This window comes from Janthinobacterium sp. GW823-FHT06H09 (assembly GCF_058794735.1).
Genome location: NZ_JBXAHC010000001.1, coordinates 427,042 through 445,715 on the forward strand (window position 1 = coordinate 427,042; position 18,674 = coordinate 445,715).

18 protein-coding genes are annotated in these 18,674 nt (G+C 63.2%); 9 read left to right on the plus strand and 9 right to left on the minus strand.

Features of this window, described 5'->3' with window-relative positions:
• Positions 1-7 precede the first annotated feature (7 nt).
• On the minus strand, positions 8-751 hold the full coding sequence (locus AC1Q6X_RS02050; protein WP_230505775.1) for a helix-turn-helix domain-containing protein: 744 nt from the start codon (positions 749-751) through the stop codon (positions 8-10).
• A gap of 160 nt (positions 752-911) precedes the next feature.
• On the opposite strand from AC1Q6X_RS02050, the gene AC1Q6X_RS02055 reads away from it, so the two are divergent.
• Genes AC1Q6X_RS02055 through AC1Q6X_RS02065 form a run of 3 tightly spaced genes read left to right on the plus strand, consistent with a single transcriptional unit; the run spans position 912 to position 2,559 of the window.
• Positions 912-1,334, plus strand: a complete 423-nt coding sequence (locus AC1Q6X_RS02055; protein ID WP_230505774.1) for a hypothetical protein — start codon at positions 912-914, stop codon at positions 1,332-1,334.
• 23 nt (positions 1,335-1,357) lie between these two features.
• The gene (locus tag AC1Q6X_RS02060; protein WP_230505773.1) at positions 1,358-1,771 is read left to right on the plus strand and encodes a hypothetical protein; all 414 of its coding nucleotides are present in this window, start codon (positions 1,358-1,360) and stop codon (positions 1,769-1,771) included.
• Between the two features lie 5 nt (positions 1,772-1,776).
• The gene (locus tag AC1Q6X_RS02065) at positions 1,777-2,559 is read left to right on the plus strand and encodes a DUF2145 domain-containing protein (RefSeq protein WP_492494776.1); all 783 of its coding nucleotides are present in this window, start codon (positions 1,777-1,779) and stop codon (positions 2,557-2,559) included.
• Here AC1Q6X_RS02065 and AC1Q6X_RS02070 read toward each other — a convergent pair.
• From AC1Q6X_RS02070 to AC1Q6X_RS02095, 6 genes are all read right to left on the minus strand, one after another.
• Positions 2,556-3,602, minus strand: a complete 1,047-nt coding sequence (locus AC1Q6X_RS02070) for an AbrB family transcriptional regulator (RefSeq protein WP_070290559.1) — start codon at positions 3,600-3,602, stop codon at positions 2,556-2,558. The two genes, AC1Q6X_RS02065 and AC1Q6X_RS02070, sit on opposite strands and share 4 nt — an antisense overlap.
• A gap of 2 nt (positions 3,603-3,604) precedes the next feature.
• Positions 3,605-4,678 carry an ABC transporter ATP-binding protein gene (locus AC1Q6X_RS02075; protein WP_070219149.1) on the minus strand — a complete coding sequence of 358 codons (1,074 nt, stop codon included), beginning with the start codon at positions 4,676-4,678 and terminating at the stop codon, positions 3,605-3,607.
• A 20-nt stretch (positions 4,679-4,698) separates the two neighbouring features.
• Positions 4,699-6,489, minus strand: a complete 1,791-nt coding sequence (locus AC1Q6X_RS02080) for an ABC transporter permease (RefSeq protein WP_070219148.1) — start codon at positions 6,487-6,489, stop codon at positions 4,699-4,701.
• Between the two features lie 78 nt (positions 6,490-6,567).
• A complete protein-coding gene (locus tag AC1Q6X_RS02085; RefSeq protein WP_070219147.1) occupies positions 6,568-7,665 on the minus strand; it encodes an ABC transporter substrate-binding protein in 1,098 nt (365 codons plus the stop codon).
• A gap of 43 nt (positions 7,666-7,708) precedes the next feature.
• Entirely contained in the window at positions 7,709-8,704 is a 996-nt protein-coding gene (locus AC1Q6X_RS02090; protein WP_492494779.1) for a Bug family tripartite tricarboxylate transporter substrate binding protein, read from the minus strand.
• Between the two features lie 3 nt (positions 8,705-8,707).
• Positions 8,708-9,769, minus strand: coding sequence for a porin (locus tag AC1Q6X_RS02095; protein ID WP_492494781.1), 1,062 nt, complete (start codon positions 9,767-9,769; stop codon positions 8,708-8,710).
• A gap of 214 nt (positions 9,770-9,983) precedes the next feature.
• On the opposite strand from AC1Q6X_RS02095, the gene AC1Q6X_RS02100 reads away from it, so the two are divergent.
• The 4 genes from AC1Q6X_RS02100 (at position 9,984) to AC1Q6X_RS02115 (ending at position 13,422) form a co-directional block, all read left to right on the plus strand.
• Complete coding sequence (locus tag AC1Q6X_RS02100; protein WP_070219206.1) at positions 9,984-10,706, plus strand: response regulator; 723 nt, start codon at positions 9,984-9,986, stop codon at positions 10,704-10,706.
• Between the two features lie 2 nt (positions 10,707-10,708).
• Positions 10,709-12,196 carry a sensor histidine kinase N-terminal domain-containing protein gene (locus AC1Q6X_RS02105; RefSeq protein WP_492494784.1) on the plus strand — a complete coding sequence of 496 codons (1,488 nt, stop codon included), beginning with the start codon at positions 10,709-10,711 and terminating at the stop codon, positions 12,194-12,196.
• A gap of 168 nt (positions 12,197-12,364) precedes the next feature.
• Positions 12,365-12,925, plus strand: coding sequence for an outer membrane beta-barrel protein (locus AC1Q6X_RS02110; RefSeq protein WP_070290554.1), 561 nt, complete (start codon positions 12,365-12,367; stop codon positions 12,923-12,925).
• A 143-nt stretch (positions 12,926-13,068) separates the two neighbouring features.
• Entirely contained in the window at positions 13,069-13,422 is a 354-nt protein-coding gene (locus AC1Q6X_RS02115; protein WP_121670160.1) for a ribonuclease E inhibitor RraB, read from the plus strand.
• Positions 13,423-13,489: 67 nt separating this feature from the next.
• Here the strand turns inward: AC1Q6X_RS02115 and AC1Q6X_RS02120 are convergent, their stop codons facing one another.
• A complete protein-coding gene (locus AC1Q6X_RS02120; protein ID WP_070311119.1) occupies positions 13,490-14,812 on the minus strand; it encodes a homoserine dehydrogenase in 1,323 nt (440 codons plus the stop codon).
• A 74-nt stretch (positions 14,813-14,886) separates the two neighbouring features.
• The gene (locus tag AC1Q6X_RS02125; protein ID WP_034750427.1) at positions 14,887-16,116 is read right to left on the minus strand and encodes a pyridoxal phosphate-dependent aminotransferase; all 1,230 of its coding nucleotides are present in this window, start codon (positions 16,114-16,116) and stop codon (positions 14,887-14,889) included.
• Positions 16,117-16,539: 423 nt separating this feature from the next.
• Between AC1Q6X_RS02125 and AC1Q6X_RS02130 the strand changes: the two genes are divergently transcribed.
• Both AC1Q6X_RS02130 and AC1Q6X_RS02135 read left to right on the plus strand, forming a co-directional pair.
• Positions 16,540-16,932, plus strand: a complete 393-nt coding sequence (locus AC1Q6X_RS02130; RefSeq protein WP_070219140.1) for an Mth938-like domain-containing protein — start codon at positions 16,540-16,542, stop codon at positions 16,930-16,932.
• Positions 16,929-18,602, plus strand: coding sequence for a glycosyltransferase family 39 protein (locus AC1Q6X_RS02135; RefSeq protein ID WP_492494787.1), 1,674 nt, complete (start codon positions 16,929-16,931; stop codon positions 18,600-18,602). Before AC1Q6X_RS02130 ends, AC1Q6X_RS02135 begins: the two co-directional genes overlap by 4 nt.
• Positions 18,603-18,674: the final 72 nt, after the last annotated feature.

An 18,674-nucleotide genomic window follows, 5' to 3' on the forward strand; every position in this document is an offset into this window, starting at 1 on the left:
TGCTGCCTCACTGCCGCAGCAGCGCCTTGAACGTCTGCGGCATCCAGGGACGTGCCGCCAGCATGAAGCTGATGGCCAGACGCTCGTCGCCAGGCAGGCGCGCGTCTTCCTGGTGCTGCTGCGAAAATTCCACCGCCACTTGCTTCAAGCGCTCCAGCAAGGCTGCCGTGGATTTCTTCGACAGCATCACGTTCACCAGGCGCAGCAATTCCGTTTCGCCATCGAATTGCGAATTCAGGTAGTCGCCATAGGCTTCCTGTTTGAAATAGGTGTGAATCGGACCGTTCGGTATCCACGCAAACGTGCGCGCCACCAGCAGTTTGACCCGGTTATTCGGCAGCAGTTCCAGAAAACCGATCTTGTCGAGACGCAGCAGGTATTTCACGGCTTGCGCTTCGCTGATGTCGTAGATGGCGACGATCTGCTCCAGCGGCAGCAGGTTGAGGGCGGAGACGGCCACCACGAACAGCCGGGTGTCTTCGATGATTTCCTTTTCCTGCGCATACGTCAGGCCCGTGATCAGGGTGGGCGCGGCCTGGGCTGACTGCACGGCCAGCGCCAGCTGCTGGAAATCGCTGCCGATGGCCACCAGGATCTGGTCCAGCCGTTGCAGGGTAAATTGTTTCTGCGAAAACATCCGCTTGACGCTGGCTTCGGACACGCCGATGCGCTGGGCCAGCTCGGCATACGTGACGGAACGCGCTTTCAACAAGCGTTTCAAGGCCTCGATCAGGGCGTGGGTTTGCGGCATGCACTTCCTTTATAAAAATAGCATTGATTCAGGCGGCAAAAAAGTAGCGCAATACGCTACCTGCGGTATGCCTGCCCGCTACGAGTAGCGTTTTCATTGACCAATTGCCCACAGTCTACAATGATGGCGTTGCCACTTGGCACACTTGAAGGAGAAACACATGAAACGCCTGCTGCCCCTCTGCCTGTCCTTGTCGCTGTTGACGCTTTCCGTGGCCGCCCCCGGCCTGGTCCACGCCGCCGCCTCGGAGAACCTGTCGAAAGGCTCGCAAAACCTCAGCGACGGTTCCGCCATCGTCGTCGCCGGGTCCATGTCGATGCTGGTCGCCTCCGGCCAGGTCGTCGTTGCCAGCGTGGAAACAGTGGGCGAAGGCATCGTCATCGTGCTGAAAGGCGCTTCCGAAGCGGGCGGCGCATCCATCCAGATGAGCACGCAAGCGGCCAAGGGCCTGTCGCTGGCGGCCGGCACCGTGGTCAATGTGGTGGCGCTGTCCACCGGCCACATGCTGGTTCTTTCCGGCAAGGCCATCGCCTTCATCCCGAACGAACTGGGCAAGGCGCTGCTGCACCATTCCAAAGTGTAACCACCATGAAGAACGGAAATTCCATGAAACAGTTGCTCGCCATGACCCTGCTGTGCGCCGCCACCACGGCGCCGCTGGCCCAGGCCAACTCCGATACCACCAACGCGTCCGACAACGCCAGCATGGTCTCGGCCATCGTGCTGGTCGGCTCCATGTCGGTGCTGGCCGCCGCCGGTGAAATCGTCATCGACAAGGTGGAAGACGTGGCCGACGGCAGCGTGCTCGTGCTCAAAAGCGCGGCCAACGGTGCCTCGCAGGCGGCTACGGCCTCCGTCAAGCTGAGCCAGAAAGCCATGCAAGGCCTGTCGCTGGCGGCCGGCACGGCCGTCAAGGTAGTGGCCGTCTCGACGGGCCACATGCTGATGCTGTCGGGCAAGGCCATCGCCTATGTGCCGAACGCGGCCGGCAACGCCATCCTCCACCATTCGAAAGCGTGAACCCCATGAAACGCCTGACCGTCATTGTTCTCAGCCTGGCCCTGGCCGGCACCGCCCATGCGGGGCGCTCGTGCGAGGAAAAGCAAACGGATGCGACCACCCTCGTCAAATCGATGGACCTGGCGCAAAAGACCCTGCAGGCGCTCGACGCCTCGGGCGCGCAGGTGGCGCTGGTGGCGCGCGCCGGCCAGGACCTGTCGAAGTACAATTTGCGCTATTCGCACATGGCGCTGGCCTGGCGCGACCACCCGAAGGGCCGCTGGCTGGTGGTGCATGAACTCAATGAATGCGGCACGGCGCAGTCGTCGCTGTACAACGAAGGCTTGGGCAATTTCTTCATGGATGACGTGTTCATGTACGAAACGCTGATCCTGATTCCCGGCCAGGATACGCAGCAGCAACTGGTGCGCCTGCTGACCAGCAACACGCCCAAGCGCCTGCATGAGCCGCACTACAATATGCTGGCCTACCCGTTTTCCACCAAGTACCAGAACTCGAACCAGTGGGTGCTGGAAACCCTGGCCGCCGCCAGCAACGAGCCTGGCAAGATCGAAACGCGCGCCGAAGCGCAAGGCTGGCTGCGCAGCGCCAGCTACGCGCCGCAAACGCTGAGCATCCCCGCCGCCACGCGACTGGGCGCGCGCATGTTCCGCGCCAATATCGCCTTCGACGATCACCCGTTCGAGCGCCGCATGACGCGCCAGATCGACGTCGTCACCGTCGACTCCATCGTGCGCTTCATGCGCCAGCGCGAACCGCAGGTGCAGGAAATCGTCGTACGGAACTAAGGGCGCTGCAGCAGCCGGAACAGCGGACCTGTCAGCAATACCAGCACCACCATGCGCGCCACGTGGAACGCCGTGACGATGGGCACGCCCAACTGCAGGGTCTTGGCCGTCAGCGACATTTCCGCAATGCCGCCGGGTGAAGTGGCCAGGATGGCCGTGCCCGGGTGGATGCCCAGCCAGTGCGCCAAGCCCAGCCCGAAGGCGGCCGCCAGCAGCAGCATCAGGACACTGCACAGGGCAACGCCGGCCAGGTAGCGGGGAGCGGCATGCAGGAAGGCGGGACTCAAGCGCGTGCCCAGGGCGATGCCGATGAACAGCTGGCCCGCGCGTATCATCCATTCTGGCAGGCGCGACAGATGGATACCGCACGCCGTCAGCAGCAGCGCGGCCAGCAGCGGGCCGATGACCCAGGCATTGGGCAACTGGCCCCGTTTGAAGGCAAGGGCCGCCAGCACCGTGATGCCGACCAGCAGCGTCAGCCCGCCATAGTCGACCAGCGCGGCGCCCGGCACGAAGCTTTCATGCCCCGCGGCCAGACCATGGCTGCCCCAGTAGCGCACGCCGAAGGGAATAGTCGCCACCACCAGCATCATACGCAAGCTGTGCGCGGCGGCGACCTTGCCCACATCGGCGCCATGGCGCTCGCTCTGCACCGCCATCTCCGACGCGCCACCGACGGCCATGGCAAAAAAGGCGGTGGCCTGGTCGACGCCGGAAAGGCGCCGCAGCAGCATGGCGCCGGACGCCCCCAGCGCCAGCGCGAACAGCACGGCGCCGGCGATCCACGGCATATAGAGAATGAGGACGGCCAGCACGGGCGCCGTGAAATACAGGCCCAGGGCCGTGCCGATGGCCCACTGGCCCGCCTCGCGCACGCGCACGGGGCAGGCCAGTTCGCGCCCTGCCAGGCGCAGTGCGGCCGTGGCAAACAGGGGGCCGATCATCCACGGCAGCGGCGTGTGCAGCCACAGGCAGATGGCGGCGCCCGCCAGCCCGGCGGCCAGCGCGGCAGCAAAGGCGCGCCAGCGCGGCCACCACGGCACCGTTAAAACACCCAGAGCTTATCGGCCGGCATGTGCAGCCAGTACTTGCCCGCGTCGAGCTTGTGGCGCGAATACGCGCGCAGGCTGATGTTCTCGGCGCCGCCGCGCTCGAACAGGCATTCCCAGCGGTCGCCCAGGTACATGCAGGTCAGGAGCGGCAGCTCGATGGCGTTGTCCACCTGCGTGGCGCTGATCTTCACTTCCTCGACGCGTATCATGGTCGTCACTTCCGTGCCCACGTTGGCGCCGCGCGCCACGCCCTGCATGGAGGCGCCGTCGACCAGCAGGCGCACGGCGCTGCCATCGCGCTGCACCACCTTGCCCGGCAGGCGGTTGTTACTGCCCATGAACTCGGCCGTAAACAGGGTGTCGGGCGTTTCATACATGCTTTGCGGCGTGCCCTGCTGCTCGATCTTGCCGTTATTGAGCAGCAGGATGCGGTCGGAAATGGCCATCGCCTCGCCCTGGTCATGCGTCACCATCAGCGCGGACAGCCCCAGGCGCACGATCAGCTCGCGCAGAAAGGCGCGCGCTTCTTCGCGCAGCTTGGCGTCCAGGTTCGACAGCGGTTCGTCGAGCAGAATCACGGGCGGGTTGTACACCAGCGCACGGGCGATCGCCACGCGCTGCTGCTGGCCGCCGGACAGCTGATGCGGATAGCGTTCGCCCAAGTGCCCCAGGCCCAGCTGCGTCAGCACTTCCTTGATGCGCGCGGCGATCTCCGTGCTGCCCATCTTGCGCAATTTGAGGCCATAGGCGACGTTGTCGAACACGGTCTTGTGCGGCCACAGCGCGTACGACTGGAACACCAGGCCCAGGTTGCGGTGCTCGGCCGGCATCTCGAAATGCTGCGCGCCGTCGAAGACATTGCGCTCGCCGATCTGGATCGTGCCCGCCTTCGGGCTTTCCAGTCCCGCCACAGCGCGCAGCAAGGTGGTCTTGCCGCTGCCCGAAGGCCCCAGCAGGGCGACCACTTCGCCTTTTTGCAGGTGCATCGAGACACCCTTCAGTATCTGGTTGGCGGCAGCGCCCGTGCCGTAGTCCAGGTGCAGTTCATTGACGGTCAATTCATTCATGATGTGGTCTCATTTTCTAATTAGTTATGCAACTTCACGCCGAAGCGCAGCGCGATGCCCAGGCCGATGGCCACCAGGGTGATATTGATGAAGGACAGCGCCGCCACCAGGTCGGTCGAGCCGCCTGCCCACAGCGATACCAGCATGGCGCCGATCACTTCCGTGCCCGGCGAGAGCAGGTACACGCCCGTCGAATATTCGCGCTCGAAGATCAGGAACACCATCAGCCAGGCGCCCAGCAAGCCGTATTTGATCAGCGGCAGGGTCACGTCGCGCGTCACCTGGCCGCGGCTGGCGCCGACGGCGCGCGCCGCCTCTTCCAGCTCCGGCCCCACCTGCAGCAGCGCCGTGGAAATCAGGCGCATGCCGTAGGCCATCCACACCACCGAATACGCGAGCCACAAGGCGAAGATGGTCGAGCGCACTTCGCGCAGCACGGGGATCACATGACCGCTCAGCCACAGGGCCACGCCGTTGTCCATGCCTTTCAAGATGCCGTCCAGCCAGGCCGGCACGAACAGGAAGACCCACAGGAACGACAGGCCGGCCAGCAGGCCCGGCACGGCGCGCGGCACCAGCACGCTGTAGTCGAGCAGGCGCGTGATGCCGTCCTGCTTGCGGTGCATGGCCAGCGCGATGAAGCTGTAGCAGCCGACGGCCAGCGCGCCGCCGACGACGCCGATCAGGATGGTGTTGACGATGCCGCGCACCAGCGACGGCTGGTCGAAAATGTCGCGGAAATGCTGCAAGGTCAAGACGTCGGCCAGGTGCACGCCTTCGCCCCAGTACTGCACGAAGGAGCGCAGCACGATACCAGTCAACGGCAGGATGATGGTGAAGATCAGCCAGCCCGCCAGCAAAGCGAACGCCAGCCACTTCCAGCGGCCCAGCGGCATGGCCTTGCTGCGCGCGCCCTTGCCCTTGATCGACACATATTTGTTGGCGGATTTGAGCAGCCAGCGCTGTATCATCACCAGCGGCATGGTCACCATCACCAGGCAGACGGCGACGGCGGCCATCAGGTGATACGACGGCGTACCGAGCTTGTTCGTCAGCTTGTACAGATAGGTCGGCAGCACCAGGTGGCCTTCCGGATCGCCGAGCACCAGCACCAGGCCGAACACCTCGAAGCCGAGGAAAAATACCAGCACGCCCGCATACGCCAGCGCCGGCATGATCATCGGCAGCGACACATTGAGCATCACCTGGATCGGCGAGGCGCCGGCCACGCGGGCCGCTTCCTCGACGTCCGAACCCAGGCTTTTCAGGGCCGACGAAGCGTACAGGTAGACGTGCGGCACGTGCGTCAGGCCGGCGATGATGACGATGCTGGTGAAGGAATAAATATTCCACGGCACGAAGCCGAGTAGCTCCTTGGCCCAGATCGAGTAGAAACCCACGGGTCCCATCGAGACGACGTAGCCAAAGCCCATCACCATCGGCGACACAAAGATCGGCACCAGCAGCATGGGCGCCACCCAGCCGCGGCCAGGCAGGTCCGTGCGCACCATCAAAAAGGCCAGCATGCCGCCCAGCGGCACGGCGATCACGGTCAGACCGAAGGCCAGCATCAGGCCATTCTTGAAGGCCATGGCGAAATCGGGATCATCGAAGATGAAACGGTAGGAATCAAAGCCAAATTCGCGCACGGGCATGAAAAACGGCGCGTTCAAAAAGCTCTGGTAAAAAATCAGGAACAGCGGCAGGAAGATGGCGACCAGCGTGATCGCCACGACCACGCCGCGCGGCCAGTTCAGGCGCGACAAGGGAGAGCGCGACCGTGCAGGCAGCGGCAAGATAGCAGTTTGCATGATGAATCCAATGAATGAAGGGTGCGGCGTGCGCCCGCAAGCCAGGCTCGCGGGCGGCCAAGACGGCATTGGCTATTTTTACTTCTTGCCGGCGGTCTCTTTCCACTGCTTCAGGAACGCCATGCGCTTGGCAGGTCCCAGAAATTGCAGGATGATCGGGTGCACGGGAATCGGCTTGACGTTGGCCGCGCCGATTTCCTTGATCAGTTCCGCCGATGTCGTTTCGCCCGTGACGTCGGCGCGGATGGCGAACAGCTTGGCGCCGTTGGCGATGATGGTCTGGCCGCGGTGCGACAGAATGTAATCGAGCCACAGCTTGCTGGCGTTGACGTTCTTCGCATTCTTGTTGATGAACTGCACGCGCGACAGGATCAAGGTGTAATCCTTGGGCAGCACCACGCCGATCGACGGATCGGTCTTGGCGCGCACCAGGGCGTAGGAGCCGAGCACGTTGTAGCCGATCAGGTTTTCACCGGACGAGATGCGCTCCATCATGGTGCCCGTCGACGACTGCACGCGCACCTTGGCCGTGCCGAACGCGTTTTGCAGCGCCAGGAACTGCGGATATTCCTTCGCATCCTGCGCCATGAACATGAAGCCGACACCCGACTTTTCGATATCGTAGGTGGTGACCTTGTCCTTGAATTTCGGCGTGGCGATCAGCTTGACGAAGTCGTCGTGATTCTTCGGCACTTCCTTCGGATCGAGCAGGCGCTTGTTGTAGACGATGGCGGCCGGCTCGAACGTGGTGCCGTAGGCCTGGTCGTCCCACATGGCCCAGCCGGGGATCTTCGCCGCTTCGACCGACTTGTATTTCAGGGCGTAGCCGTCGGAGGCCAGGCGCATCTGCAAGTCCATCGCCGACGACCACATCACGTCGGCCGTATTGCCGCCGGCGGCCACTTCGGAAATGAAGCGGTTGTACACTTCCGTCGAATTCATGTCGTTGTATTCGACCGAGATGCCCGGATACAGCGCGCTGAAATCCTTGATCAGGGGCGCGGCGGCCTTGCTGTCGGTGGCGCTGTAGATCACCACCTTGCCTTCCTTCTTGGCCGCGTCGATGATCTTCTGGTAGTCGGCCGGATAACCTGCCGGCACCTGGGCGAAGGCGGCGCCGGTGGTACCCGCGAAAGCGGCTGCCAGGGCGATGGCGAGTATGGTCTTGGTTTGCATGGTTTGTCTCCGTCTGTGATTGTTGTATGGTTTGCTATTGGCTTCAGCGCATCAGGCCCAGTTCGGCGGCCTGCCTGGCATAGCGTTCGACCGCCTGGTTCACGTACTGCGTCAATTTGTCTCCCGTCAGCGCGAACGGATACATGCCCGCCTGCGTGCGCCACTGGGCAAACTGCGGCGTGGCCATGGCGCGTTCAAAACTGGCCACCCAGCGCTGGTAATCCGCTTCCGGCACCTGTGGCCCCATCCACACGCCGCGGATGATGGGCCACACCACATCGATGCCCTGCTCGCGCGCCGTCGGTACGCCGGACAGCACGCCGGGCAGGCGCTTTTCCGACAGCACCGCCAGCACGCGCGCATGGCTGTCGCCCGCATTCAGGGTCGCTTCCGAGGTGTCGCCCGACATCACCTGCACGTAATCGGCCTGCATCGCCGTGAATATCTCGCCGCCGCCTTCCAGTGCCACGAAGCGCAGCACTTTCGGGTCGATGCCGGCCTTGCGCGCCACCAGCGCCATCTTCAGCCAGTCCTGGCTGCCGATGGTGCCGGACACGCCGATCAACACCTTGTCGGGGTGGCGCTTGAGCGCGGCGATCAGGTCGGCCAGGGTCTTGTAGGGCGAGTCGCTGCGCACGGCGATCATGCCGTAGTCGGCGCCCAGCGCCGCCACCCAGCGCACGTCGCCCGTCTTGGCGTTGCCGAACTTGCCTTGTGCCAGATTCAGCAGCGAGCCGCCCGAAAATACCACCAGGGTGTTGGCTTCGGCACGCCGGCGCTGCGAGCCCATCGAACGCCACGCCACCGCGCCGATGCCGCCGGGCAGATAGCTGATGCGCACCGAGGACGCGAACGGCGCTGGCGCCGCCGGATCGGGCTGCAGCAGCCCTTTCTGCGCCAGCTTGCAGGTCAGGTCCATGGCGCCGCCCGGCTTGGACGGCACCACGCAATCGACTTCAGGCGCGGCGGCTGTTGCCGGCGCGGGCAGCAGCGCCGACAACAGCAGCAACGACAGGAACGCGGTGCGCGGCATCGTCATGCCTTAGAAGCGGTGCTGGATGCCGGCGATCAGGCCGCGCTGCGTGTCACCGAAACCGGCATCGTCACGCGACAGGCTGACCAGCTGGTTGTGCTTGGCCTTGGCATAGGCGCCGGCCACGTACAGGTCCGTGCGCTTGGACAGGGCATAACGCACGCGCGCCACGTACATGACCGGATCGGCATTGAGGCTCGCCGCCACGTTTTTCACGTCCTGGTAGTAGATCACGCCCGTCAGGGTGATGACCGGCGTGGTCTTGTAGCTGACGCCGCCCCAGTACAAGGTGCCGCGCACGTCGGCCTTGCCGGCTGCTGCCGGATCGAGCTTGTAGTCGCGCGCCGCCGCCTGCACTTTCCACGGGCCGTCGTCGTACATGGCGCCCAGGTGGTACACGGTGGTCTTGTCGCGCGCGCCGCCGGCGATGGCATTGCCGTTCACCTGTTCATACGTGGCCAGCAGGCTGACGGGACCCGTCTTGTAGGTAACGGCCGTCGACAGCTTGGCGCTGTCCGAGCTGCCCGTCGACTGTTCGCCGAAGCCGTACGATGCGCCGTAGCTGAAGTCGCCCGTCTTGCCCGAGTACTTGACCATGTTGTCGAAGGCCGTCGTCATGCCATACTTGCTCGGACCCGACGCGTTGGCCGAAGTGGCCCACGAATAGAACGGCGCATAGGCCATCGGATCGAATGGCAGCACGAAGTCGTACACGGTGGTGAACGAGCGTCCCAGCACGACGCGGCCAAACGCGCCTTCCAGGCCCACGTTGGCCTGGCGCTTGAACAGCGCGCCGTCGGCCGCGCCCGTGTCGACCAGGATGCCGCCTTCCAGATTGAAGACGGCTTTCAGGCCGCCGCCCAGATCTTCGCTGCCCAGGATGCCCCAGCGCGAGGTGTTCATGCCACCCGAACTGACTTGCGTCATCGAGCTTTTGTTCGGACCGGCGTTGCTGGTGTTGCTGATGCCGGCGTCCAGGCGGCCGTACAGGGTGACGTTCGACTGGGCGTGGGCGCTGCCAGCGGCGGCGAGTACCGCCATGGCGGCCAGCGAGAATGCAGTTTTCTTCATGTAGAGTGTCTCCCTTAGATATAGTTATTAGTGATATGCCTGATCAATTTCATGAATCAGGATCACACTATATGATCGTGATCCTTTCAATTCGCTTTCAGACTGACAGGTGTCGCCGGCCAGCCACAGGCAATACCAACAAATTCATTGCGGCCCCTGTCGGCGGCGTGCCGAGAGGCTTACACTGCACCAATTCAAACGAATGGCGGAGACCATGCGCATATTATTAGTGGAAGACCATCTGGAGCTGTCGCACTGGCTGGCAAAGGCCCTGCGCGACGCGCACCTGACGGTGGAGACCGCCCATAACGGCGCCGATGCCGACGCCCTGCTGCATACGCAGGAATATTCCCTGGTGCTGCTCGACCTCTCCCTGCCGAAGATGGATGGCCTGGACGTGCTGCGCCGCCTGCGCGCGCGCGGCGGCACGCGCGGCAAGACTCCCGTCATGATACTCACGGCGCGCGGCGGCCTCGATGACAAGGTGCAGGGCCTGAACCTGGGCGCGGACGACTACATGGCCAAGCCGTTCGAACTGGCCGAACTGGAAGCGCGCGTGAAAGCCCTGCTACGCCGCAGCCAGGGCAACGAAGCGCTCGTGCACACCTGCGGCGCCCTCAGTTTCGACACCGTCACGCGCATGTTCAGCTATGCCGGCGCCCCTTTTCCCCTGACGCCGCGCGAACACGCCGTGCTCGAAGCGCTGATCACGCGCTCGGGACGCGCCGTCTCGAAGGAAAAGCTGTTCGACGAAGTCTTCGCGCTGGCCGACGACGCCAACCTGGACGCCATCGAACTGTATATCCACCGCGTGCGCAAGAAACTGGAAAACGGCGTGGAAAGCGGTTCGCCCGACGGCGCCGTCATCACCACCCTGCGCGGCATCGGCTACCTGCTGCAGCCGCGCAGCGCGATGGCGCCCGCCGCCTCAAAATGACCGTGCGCGCCCCCAGCCGGCCCCTGTTCGAGCGCCTGCGCCGGCGCTGGGCGCAGGGCCGGCCGCTGGGCAGCCTGCGCAGCCAGCTGCTGCGCTGGCTGCTCATCCCGCTGGTCATGCTGGTGCTGCTCGATGCCGTTTTTGTCTACCGCAACGCGCTCGACGCGGCCGACATGGCCTACGACCGTTCCTTGCTGGCGTCGACGCGGGCGCTGGCCGAGCGCGTCTCCATCGTCAACGGCAAGGTCGTGGCCGAAGTGCCCTATGTGGCGCTCGACAGCTTCGAGACCGATACCCTGGGCCGCATCTACTACAAGGTCACGGGCATCAACGGCGAACTGGTGTCGGGCTACGGCGACTTGCCGCCCGTGCCGAAAAACGTGCCCCGTTCGCAGAATTATCCGGCACTGGTGCGCTTCTACCACGCCGACTACCACGGCAAGCCGATCCGCATCGCCGCCCTGCTGCAGCCCGTGTACGACGACTCGATGCGCGGCATCGCCCTGATCCAGGTGGCCGAAACGCTGGACGCGCGGCGCGGCCTGTCGAACCAGATCCTGTTCGACACCCTGATCTGGCAGGCGGCGATGGTGCTGGTGATGGGCGCCCTCGTGTGGTTTGCTGTGCGCCTGGTGCTGCGCCCGTTGATGCGCCTGAAAATGGAAGTCGAGACGCGCACCCTGTCCGACCTGTCCGACGTCGATCCCGCGCTGGTGCACAAGGAAATGCGTCCGCTGGTGAGCGCCATGAACGGTTCCATGTCGCGCCTGCAGCAGCTGATCGCCAGTCAGCGCCGCTTCATCGCCGACGCCTCGCACCAGCTGCGCACGCCGTTGACGGTGCTGAAAACCCAGGCCGAACTGGCCATGCGCGAGTGCGACCGCCAGGCGGGTGCGCCGCCGGACATCGCCGCCCTGCGCGACATCGTGCGCTCGATCGCCGTCACCACCGATTCGACCGTGCTGCTGGCCAACCGCCTCCTGACCCTGGCGCGCATCGAGCATGGCGGCGAAAACCTGGCGATGGACACCGTCGCGCTGCGCGATGTGGCGCAGCAGGTGGGACTGGAAATGGCCATGGCCGCCGTCGCCAAAAATATCGACCTGTCGCTGGAAGCGCCCGACGAAGCGCCCGTGCATGGCCAGGCGCTGCTGCTGCACGAACTGGTCGCCAACCTGGTCGACAACGCCCTGCGCTACACGCCACAGGGCGGCAGCGTGATCCTGCGCGTGCGCGCGGGCGGTCATGGAAACGAAACGGTGCTGGAAGTGGAAGACAGCGGCGCCGGCATCCCGCCGGCCGAGCGCGAACGCGTGTTCACGCCGTTTTACCGCGTCGGCGCGGCGCTCGAGAGCAACCCCGGCGGCGCCGGTCTGGGCCTGGCCATCGTGCGCGACATCGCCGCCCTGCACGGCGCCAGACTGGAACTGGCGACGGCGGCGAATGGGCACGGATTGAAGGTCAGCGTGCATTTCGGCGGCGCCGCATGAGGCGCCAGACAGATATGTCTTCGATATTGAATGTTGCACCAAAACAACAAGTACATTATTTGTAATATTTTTTGAATAATTGCCTTACATAAACATATTCATCCCTATACAATTCGGTTCCCATTAAGCGGCGAGGCAGTCTCCCCGCATTAATTATCTAGGATTAATATGAAAAAGCAATTGTTTGCAGTAGTTGTTGGCGCCGCCCTGGCATTCCCTTTGTTCGCCCAAGCTGAAGGCGCTTACGTCGGCGTTAACGTCGGCCGTTCCGAATTGAAAGCATCGGACGAATTTGATTCGATCAAAAAAAGCGACACCGGCTACAAAGCTTACGCTGGCTATGACTTTACGCAAAACTTCGGCGCGGAAGCTGGCTATGTCGACTTCGGCAAACTGACAGAGAAATTTGACGGCGGAAAAATGGAAGTGAAAAGCCATGCATTCTACGTCGCCGCCACCGGCACCCTGCCACTGAACGAACAGTTCTCGCTGTTCGCCAAGGCTGGCGTATCGCAGAACCGCACCAAAGCCACCGTCAGCGAACTCAATTTCAGCGAGAGCGTGTCGAAAAACAAAACTTCCGCCCTGTTTGGTATCGGTGCTGCTTACAACATCAATAAAAACCTGTCGGCTGTTGCGGAATACGAAAACTTCGGCAAAGTAGCAAACGAAGATGGCTCCAAAGTGAAAGCTGACCTGCTGTCGATCGGCCTGCGTTACAAGTTCTAATTCACGCTTGCGCGAATGAATCTCCTGCCGATGTAATGGCGGATAAGAAACCGGCTGCACAGCCGGTTTTTTTATGGGCGAATGGCGTGCAGGCGGCATGGATGCTAAGATCGCGCCCTGAGATTTTAAGAAGGCACCTTGCCATGATGACCAAAGACGACGTAACCGAACTGTTTGCCAATATCGCCGAGAACGCGCCGTGGGATTTGTCCCAGCCGCTGCTGTGGGGCTATTACTTCACCAACCCGACGTCCGAGCCGCTGGAACAGGCCGCCACCTTGCTGGCGCTGCAGGGCTACCGCCCCGTGGAACTGTACCAGCCGGAACTCGACGATCCGGCGGCACCGCCCGTGTGGGTGCTGCACGTGGAAAAGGCCGAAGTGCACGGCGTCGACAGCCTGCATGCGCGCAATGGCGAACTGATGGCATTTGCGCAGGACAACCAGCTGGCCAGCTATGACGGCATGGACGTGGGCCCCGTCGGTGCGGCGGCGTAATCCGACGACATTACGCATAAAAAAACGGCGCCCGCGGGCGCCGTTTTGCATGGATCGCTGAAAACGTTTAGCTGAGGTTTTCCAGGCGGATCTTGGTGACCGTGCCCACCACGCTGTTCAACGCTTCCATCTTCTCGATGGCGGCCGTGACGTTCTTTTCCTGCGTCTGGTGCGTCAGCATGATGATGTCCGTATGCGTCTCGCCCTCGGCCGGCTCTTTTTGCAGCATGGCGTCGATCGAGATGCCGCGTTCGGCCAGGATGCGCGTCAGGTCGGCCAGCACTCCCGGCTGGTCGGCCACATGCATGCGCAGGTAGTAGCTGGTGGTGATTTCCGACATCGGCAGGATTTCGATGTTGGTCATCGCGTTCGGCTGGAACGCCAGGTGCGGCACGCGGTGTTCCGGGTCGGCCGTGGCCAGGCGCGTGATGTCGACCAGGTCGGCGATCACCGACGAAGCGGTCGGCTCGGCGCCCGCGCCGCGGCCCGAATACAGGCTGGCGCCGACGGCGTCGCCATGCACCAGCACCGCGTTCATCGCGCCTTCCACGTTGGCGATCAGGCGCTTGGCCGGGATCAGGGTCGGATGCACGCGCAGCTCGATGCCTTCCACGCCATTGACGGTGGCGCGCTTGGTGATGCCCAGCAGCTTGATGCGGTAGCCCAGCTGCTCGGCGTAGCGGATGTCGACGGCATTGAGGTTGCTGATGCCTTCCACGTAGGCCTTGTCGAACTGCACCGGAATGCCGAAGGCGATGGCCGACATGATGGTGGCCTTGTGTGCGGCGTCGACGCCTTCGATGTCGAAGGTGGGGTCGGCTTCCGCGTAACCGAGTTCCTGCGCCTGTTTCAGCACGGTGGCGAAATCGAGGCCCTTGTCGCGCATCTCGGACAGGATGAAATTGGTGGTGCCGTTGATGATGCCGGCGATCCATTCGATGCGGTTGGCCGTCAAGCCTTCGCGCAGCGCCTTGATGATGGGGATGCCGCCGGCGACGGCCGCCTCGAAGGCCACCATCACGCCCTTGTCCTGGGCGGCGGCGAAGATTTCGTTGCCGTGCACGGCCAGCAGCGCCTTGTTGGCCGTCACCACGTGCTTGCCGTTGGCGATGGCCTGCATCACCAGGGTTTTCGACAGGTCGTAGCCGCCGATCAGTTCGACGACGATGTCGATCTCGGGATCGTTGACGATCAGGTAAGGGTCATTGACGACCTTGCAGCCGCCGGCGACGAGCGCTTCGGCGCGCGCCACGTCGCGCACGGCGACGGCGACGACGTCAATGCCGCGGCCCGCGCGGCGCTTGATTTCTTCCTGGTTGCGTTTCAGGACGCTGAACGTGCCGTAACCGACGTTGCCCAGGCCCAGCAGGCCGATCTTGATGGATTTCATAGTTGTGCTTGACTGCTCATAAGTGGCGCCCCCTTGGGCGGCGCCAGGTTGATCGAGATTGCTGCTGCTGGCTTTCAGCCCCGGCCGTGACGCTTGCGATAGCCTTCGAGGAAGCGCGCAATGCGCCCCATCGCCTCGGTCAGGTCATCGGAGTTGGGCAGGAAGACGACGCGGAAATGGTCGGGCGCGATCCAGTTGAACCCCGTGCCCTGCACGATCAGGACCTTGGCTTCGGCCAGTAATTCATAGGCAAACTGCTGGTCGTCGGCGATCGGGTAGATCTCCGGGTCCAGGCGCGGGAACATGTACAGCGCGGCCTTCGGCTTGACACAGGTGACGCCGGGGATATCGGTCAGCAGCTTGTGCGCCAGGTCGCGCTGTTTCAACAGGCGCCCGCCGGGCCCCACCAGGTCTTGTATGCTCTGGTAGCCGCCTAGCGCCGTCTGGATGGCAAACTGCCCCGGCGCATTGGCGCATAGCCGCATCGAGGCCAGCATGTTGAGGCCCTCGATGTAATCTTTGGCGTGGCGCTTTTCGCCCGAGACTACCATCCAGCCGGAACGGTAGCCGCAGGAGCGGTAATTCTTCGACAGGCCGTTCATGGTAATGAACAGCACGTCGTCGGCCAGCGAGGCGATCGACACGTGCTCGGCTTCGTCGTACAGCACCTTGTCGTAGATCTCGTCGGCGAAAATGATCAGTTGGTGCTGGCGCGCCAGTTCGACGATCTGCAGCAGCACGGAAACCGGGTACAGCGCGCCGGTAGGATTGTTCGGGTTGATGACGACGATGGCCTTGGTCTGCGGCGTGATCTTGCGGCGCATGTCCTCGATGTCGGGATACCACTCGTTCTGCTCGTCGCACACATAATGCACGGGATTGCCGCCCGACAGGCTGACGGCGGCCGTCCACAGCGGATAATCGGGCGCCGGCACCAGCACTTCGTCGCCACTGTTGAGCAGGGCGTTCATCGACATGACGATCAGTTCGGAAGCGCCATTGCCCAGGTAAATGTCATCGATGGTCACGCCGGCGATATTCTTGCCCTGCGTGTAGTGCATGACGGCCTTGCGCGGCGCGAACATGCCTTTCGAATCCGTATAGCCGGCCGCGTTCTGCAGATTGAGCATCATGTCGCGCACGATCTCGTCGGGCGGATCGAAGCCGAATACGGCCAGATTGCCGATATTGAGCTTGGTGATCTTGTGGCCTTCTTCTTCCATTTGCCTGGATTTTTCCAGGACCGGGCCGCGGATGTCGTAGCAGACGTCCGCCAATTTATTCGATTTCTGAATCGGTCGCAAAATAAATCCCTGTCGTGATGCGGCGCGGAGACTTGAGCTTGCAGCGTGGCCGCCGCGCCAGAACTATGAACCCGTGAAACTGCGATGCGAAAGACTGCAAGGCGAAAACAACCATTCTCGCCGAAAACAGGCCATTTTATCAAATTAAACATGGCGAACTGCAGCATTTGACGCCGATTCTGCCACGCCGGCGCAGCCGGACGACTATCGGGCGGGCGCCATCTTCATCTTCCCTTAATCTTGCAGCATTACCATGGCGCCAGCATGCAGCGCCACTGTGGCGCCGAACATTGCAAATTGGAAAGGATGTTGCTTTTCAGTCGCTCTTTTCTGTCATTTATGGCATGCTTACGCCCTTGGCCGCGGCACCCAGTTTGGCCGCGCGCGTACCGATCAACCGACACGACCAGCCCCGATATCGCCATGAAACTCCACGCCAGCAGCACCCAACAATACCAGACTGTCACCGGCTATGACGAAAACGGCGTCGAGATCAATGCCCAGCCGTACAACTACAGCCTGATCGTCATGCCGGAAACGCCGCCGCGCGCGTGGGAAGTGGACAGTTTCGAACAATTGAACGAGGCGCATTTCGCGCAAATCCTGGCCGATGCGCCCGACGTGGTCATCCTCGGCACGGGCGAGCGCCAGCGCTTCGTGCATCCGAAGCTGACGGCCGCGCTGACCATGCGCCGCATCGGCGTCGAATGCATGGATAGCCAGGCTGCCTGCCGCACCTACAACATCCTCATGGGCGAGGGCCGCAAAGTCACCCTGGCACTGATCCTGGCCCCGGCCGCAGGCAAGCCTGCATGAAAATCAATGTCAACGAACTGCACTCGTCGCGGGTGCTGATGTGGTCCCTGCTGGGCATCTTCATCGTCGTCACCCTGTATGCGCTGGGCGTGCGCACCCTGGTGCCGCCCGACGAGGGCCGCTACGCCGAGATGGCGCGCGAAATGTTCGTCACGGGCGACTGGATCACTACGCGCCTGAACGGCATCAAGTACTTTGAAAAACCGCCGCTGCAAACGTGGATGAATGCGCTGACCTTCGCCGCCTTCGGCCTGGGCGAGTGGCAGGCGCGCCTGTGGACCGGCCTGTGCGGCATCATCGGCGTGTGCATGACGGCCTATGCGGGCAAGAAGGTCTTCGGCCCGCGCGTGGGCCTGTATGCGGGCATGGTGCTGGCGTCGAGCCTGTTCTGGCTCGCTTCCGGCCAGATCAATTCGCTGGACATGGGCCTGTCGGGCATGATGACCCTGACCCTGGGCAGCCTGCTGATCGCCCAGCGCGACGACGCCACGGCGACGGAGCGGCGCAACTGGATGCTGGCCTGCTGGGCCGCCATGGCGCTGGCCGTGCTGGCCAAGGGCCTGATCGGCATCGTGCTGCCGGGCGCCGTGCTGGTGCTGTATTCGCTGTGTGCGCGCGACTGGCGCATCTGGACGCGTCTGCACCTGGTCAAGGGCTTGCTGGTGTTCTTTGCCATCGCCACGCCGTGGTTCGTGCTGGTCGCCCTGCGCAATCCGGAGCAGCCGCATTTCTTCTTCATCCACGAGCATTTCCAGCGCTTCCTGATGAAGGGCCACAAGCGCGAAGGCGCCTGGTATTACTTCCTCGTGCTGCTCATTCCCGGCATCCTGCCATGGATAGGCCTGCTGCCGCAAAGCCTGGCCGCCGCCTTCCAGCGTCAGCAAGGCGCCTTCCAGCCCCGTTTGATGCTGCTGGTCTGGGCCGTCTTCATTTTCTTCTTCTTCAGCTATTCGACCTCGAAGCTGCCCGGCTATATCGTGCCCATCTTCCCGGCGCTGGCATTGCTGGTGGCGCTGTACCTGGAATCGGCGTCGCGCCGCCAGCGCGTGTTCGCCGCCGGCCTGCTGTGCGTGCTGGGCGCGGCCATCCTGATCGGCGGACCGATCGCGTTCAGCAAGGCCAGCGCGCGCGATCCGGCAGCATTGATCGCATTGAAAGGCTACCAGCCATGGCTGATGGCGGCCGGCTTCTTCGCCCTGGCCGGCGGCGCCCTGGCCTTGCTGCATGCGCGCCAGCTGCGCCGCGACATGACGGTGCTGACGATCGCCGGCGCTGGCTTCCTGGCCACGCACTGCATCCTGGCCGGCTCCGAACTGTATGGCCAGAACCGCGCAGGCACCGACATGCTGCCGCAGATCCAGGCCGAACTGACGGCCGATACCAAGCTCTATTCGGTCGGCATCTACGAACAGTCGCTGACCTATTATCTGCAGCGGCCCGTGATCCTCGTCGATTACTGGGATGAATTCACGTTTGGCCTGAAACAGCAGCCGGAACTGTCGATCCCGAACATCGAGCCTTTCATCACGCAATGGACGAACGATGCCAACGCCGGCGTGCGCGACATGGCCATTATCAGCCTGGACCGCTACAAGGAATTGCAACAACGTGGCGTGCCCATGCGTGTCATTGCCGAGGACGCGCGCCGCATGGTCATTGCCAACAAATAATGTTTAACTGGGGCGCGAGGCAGCACGGATCGCGCCCCCGGCCAGCTTGCCCCGCCCCCGCATCGGCATGAT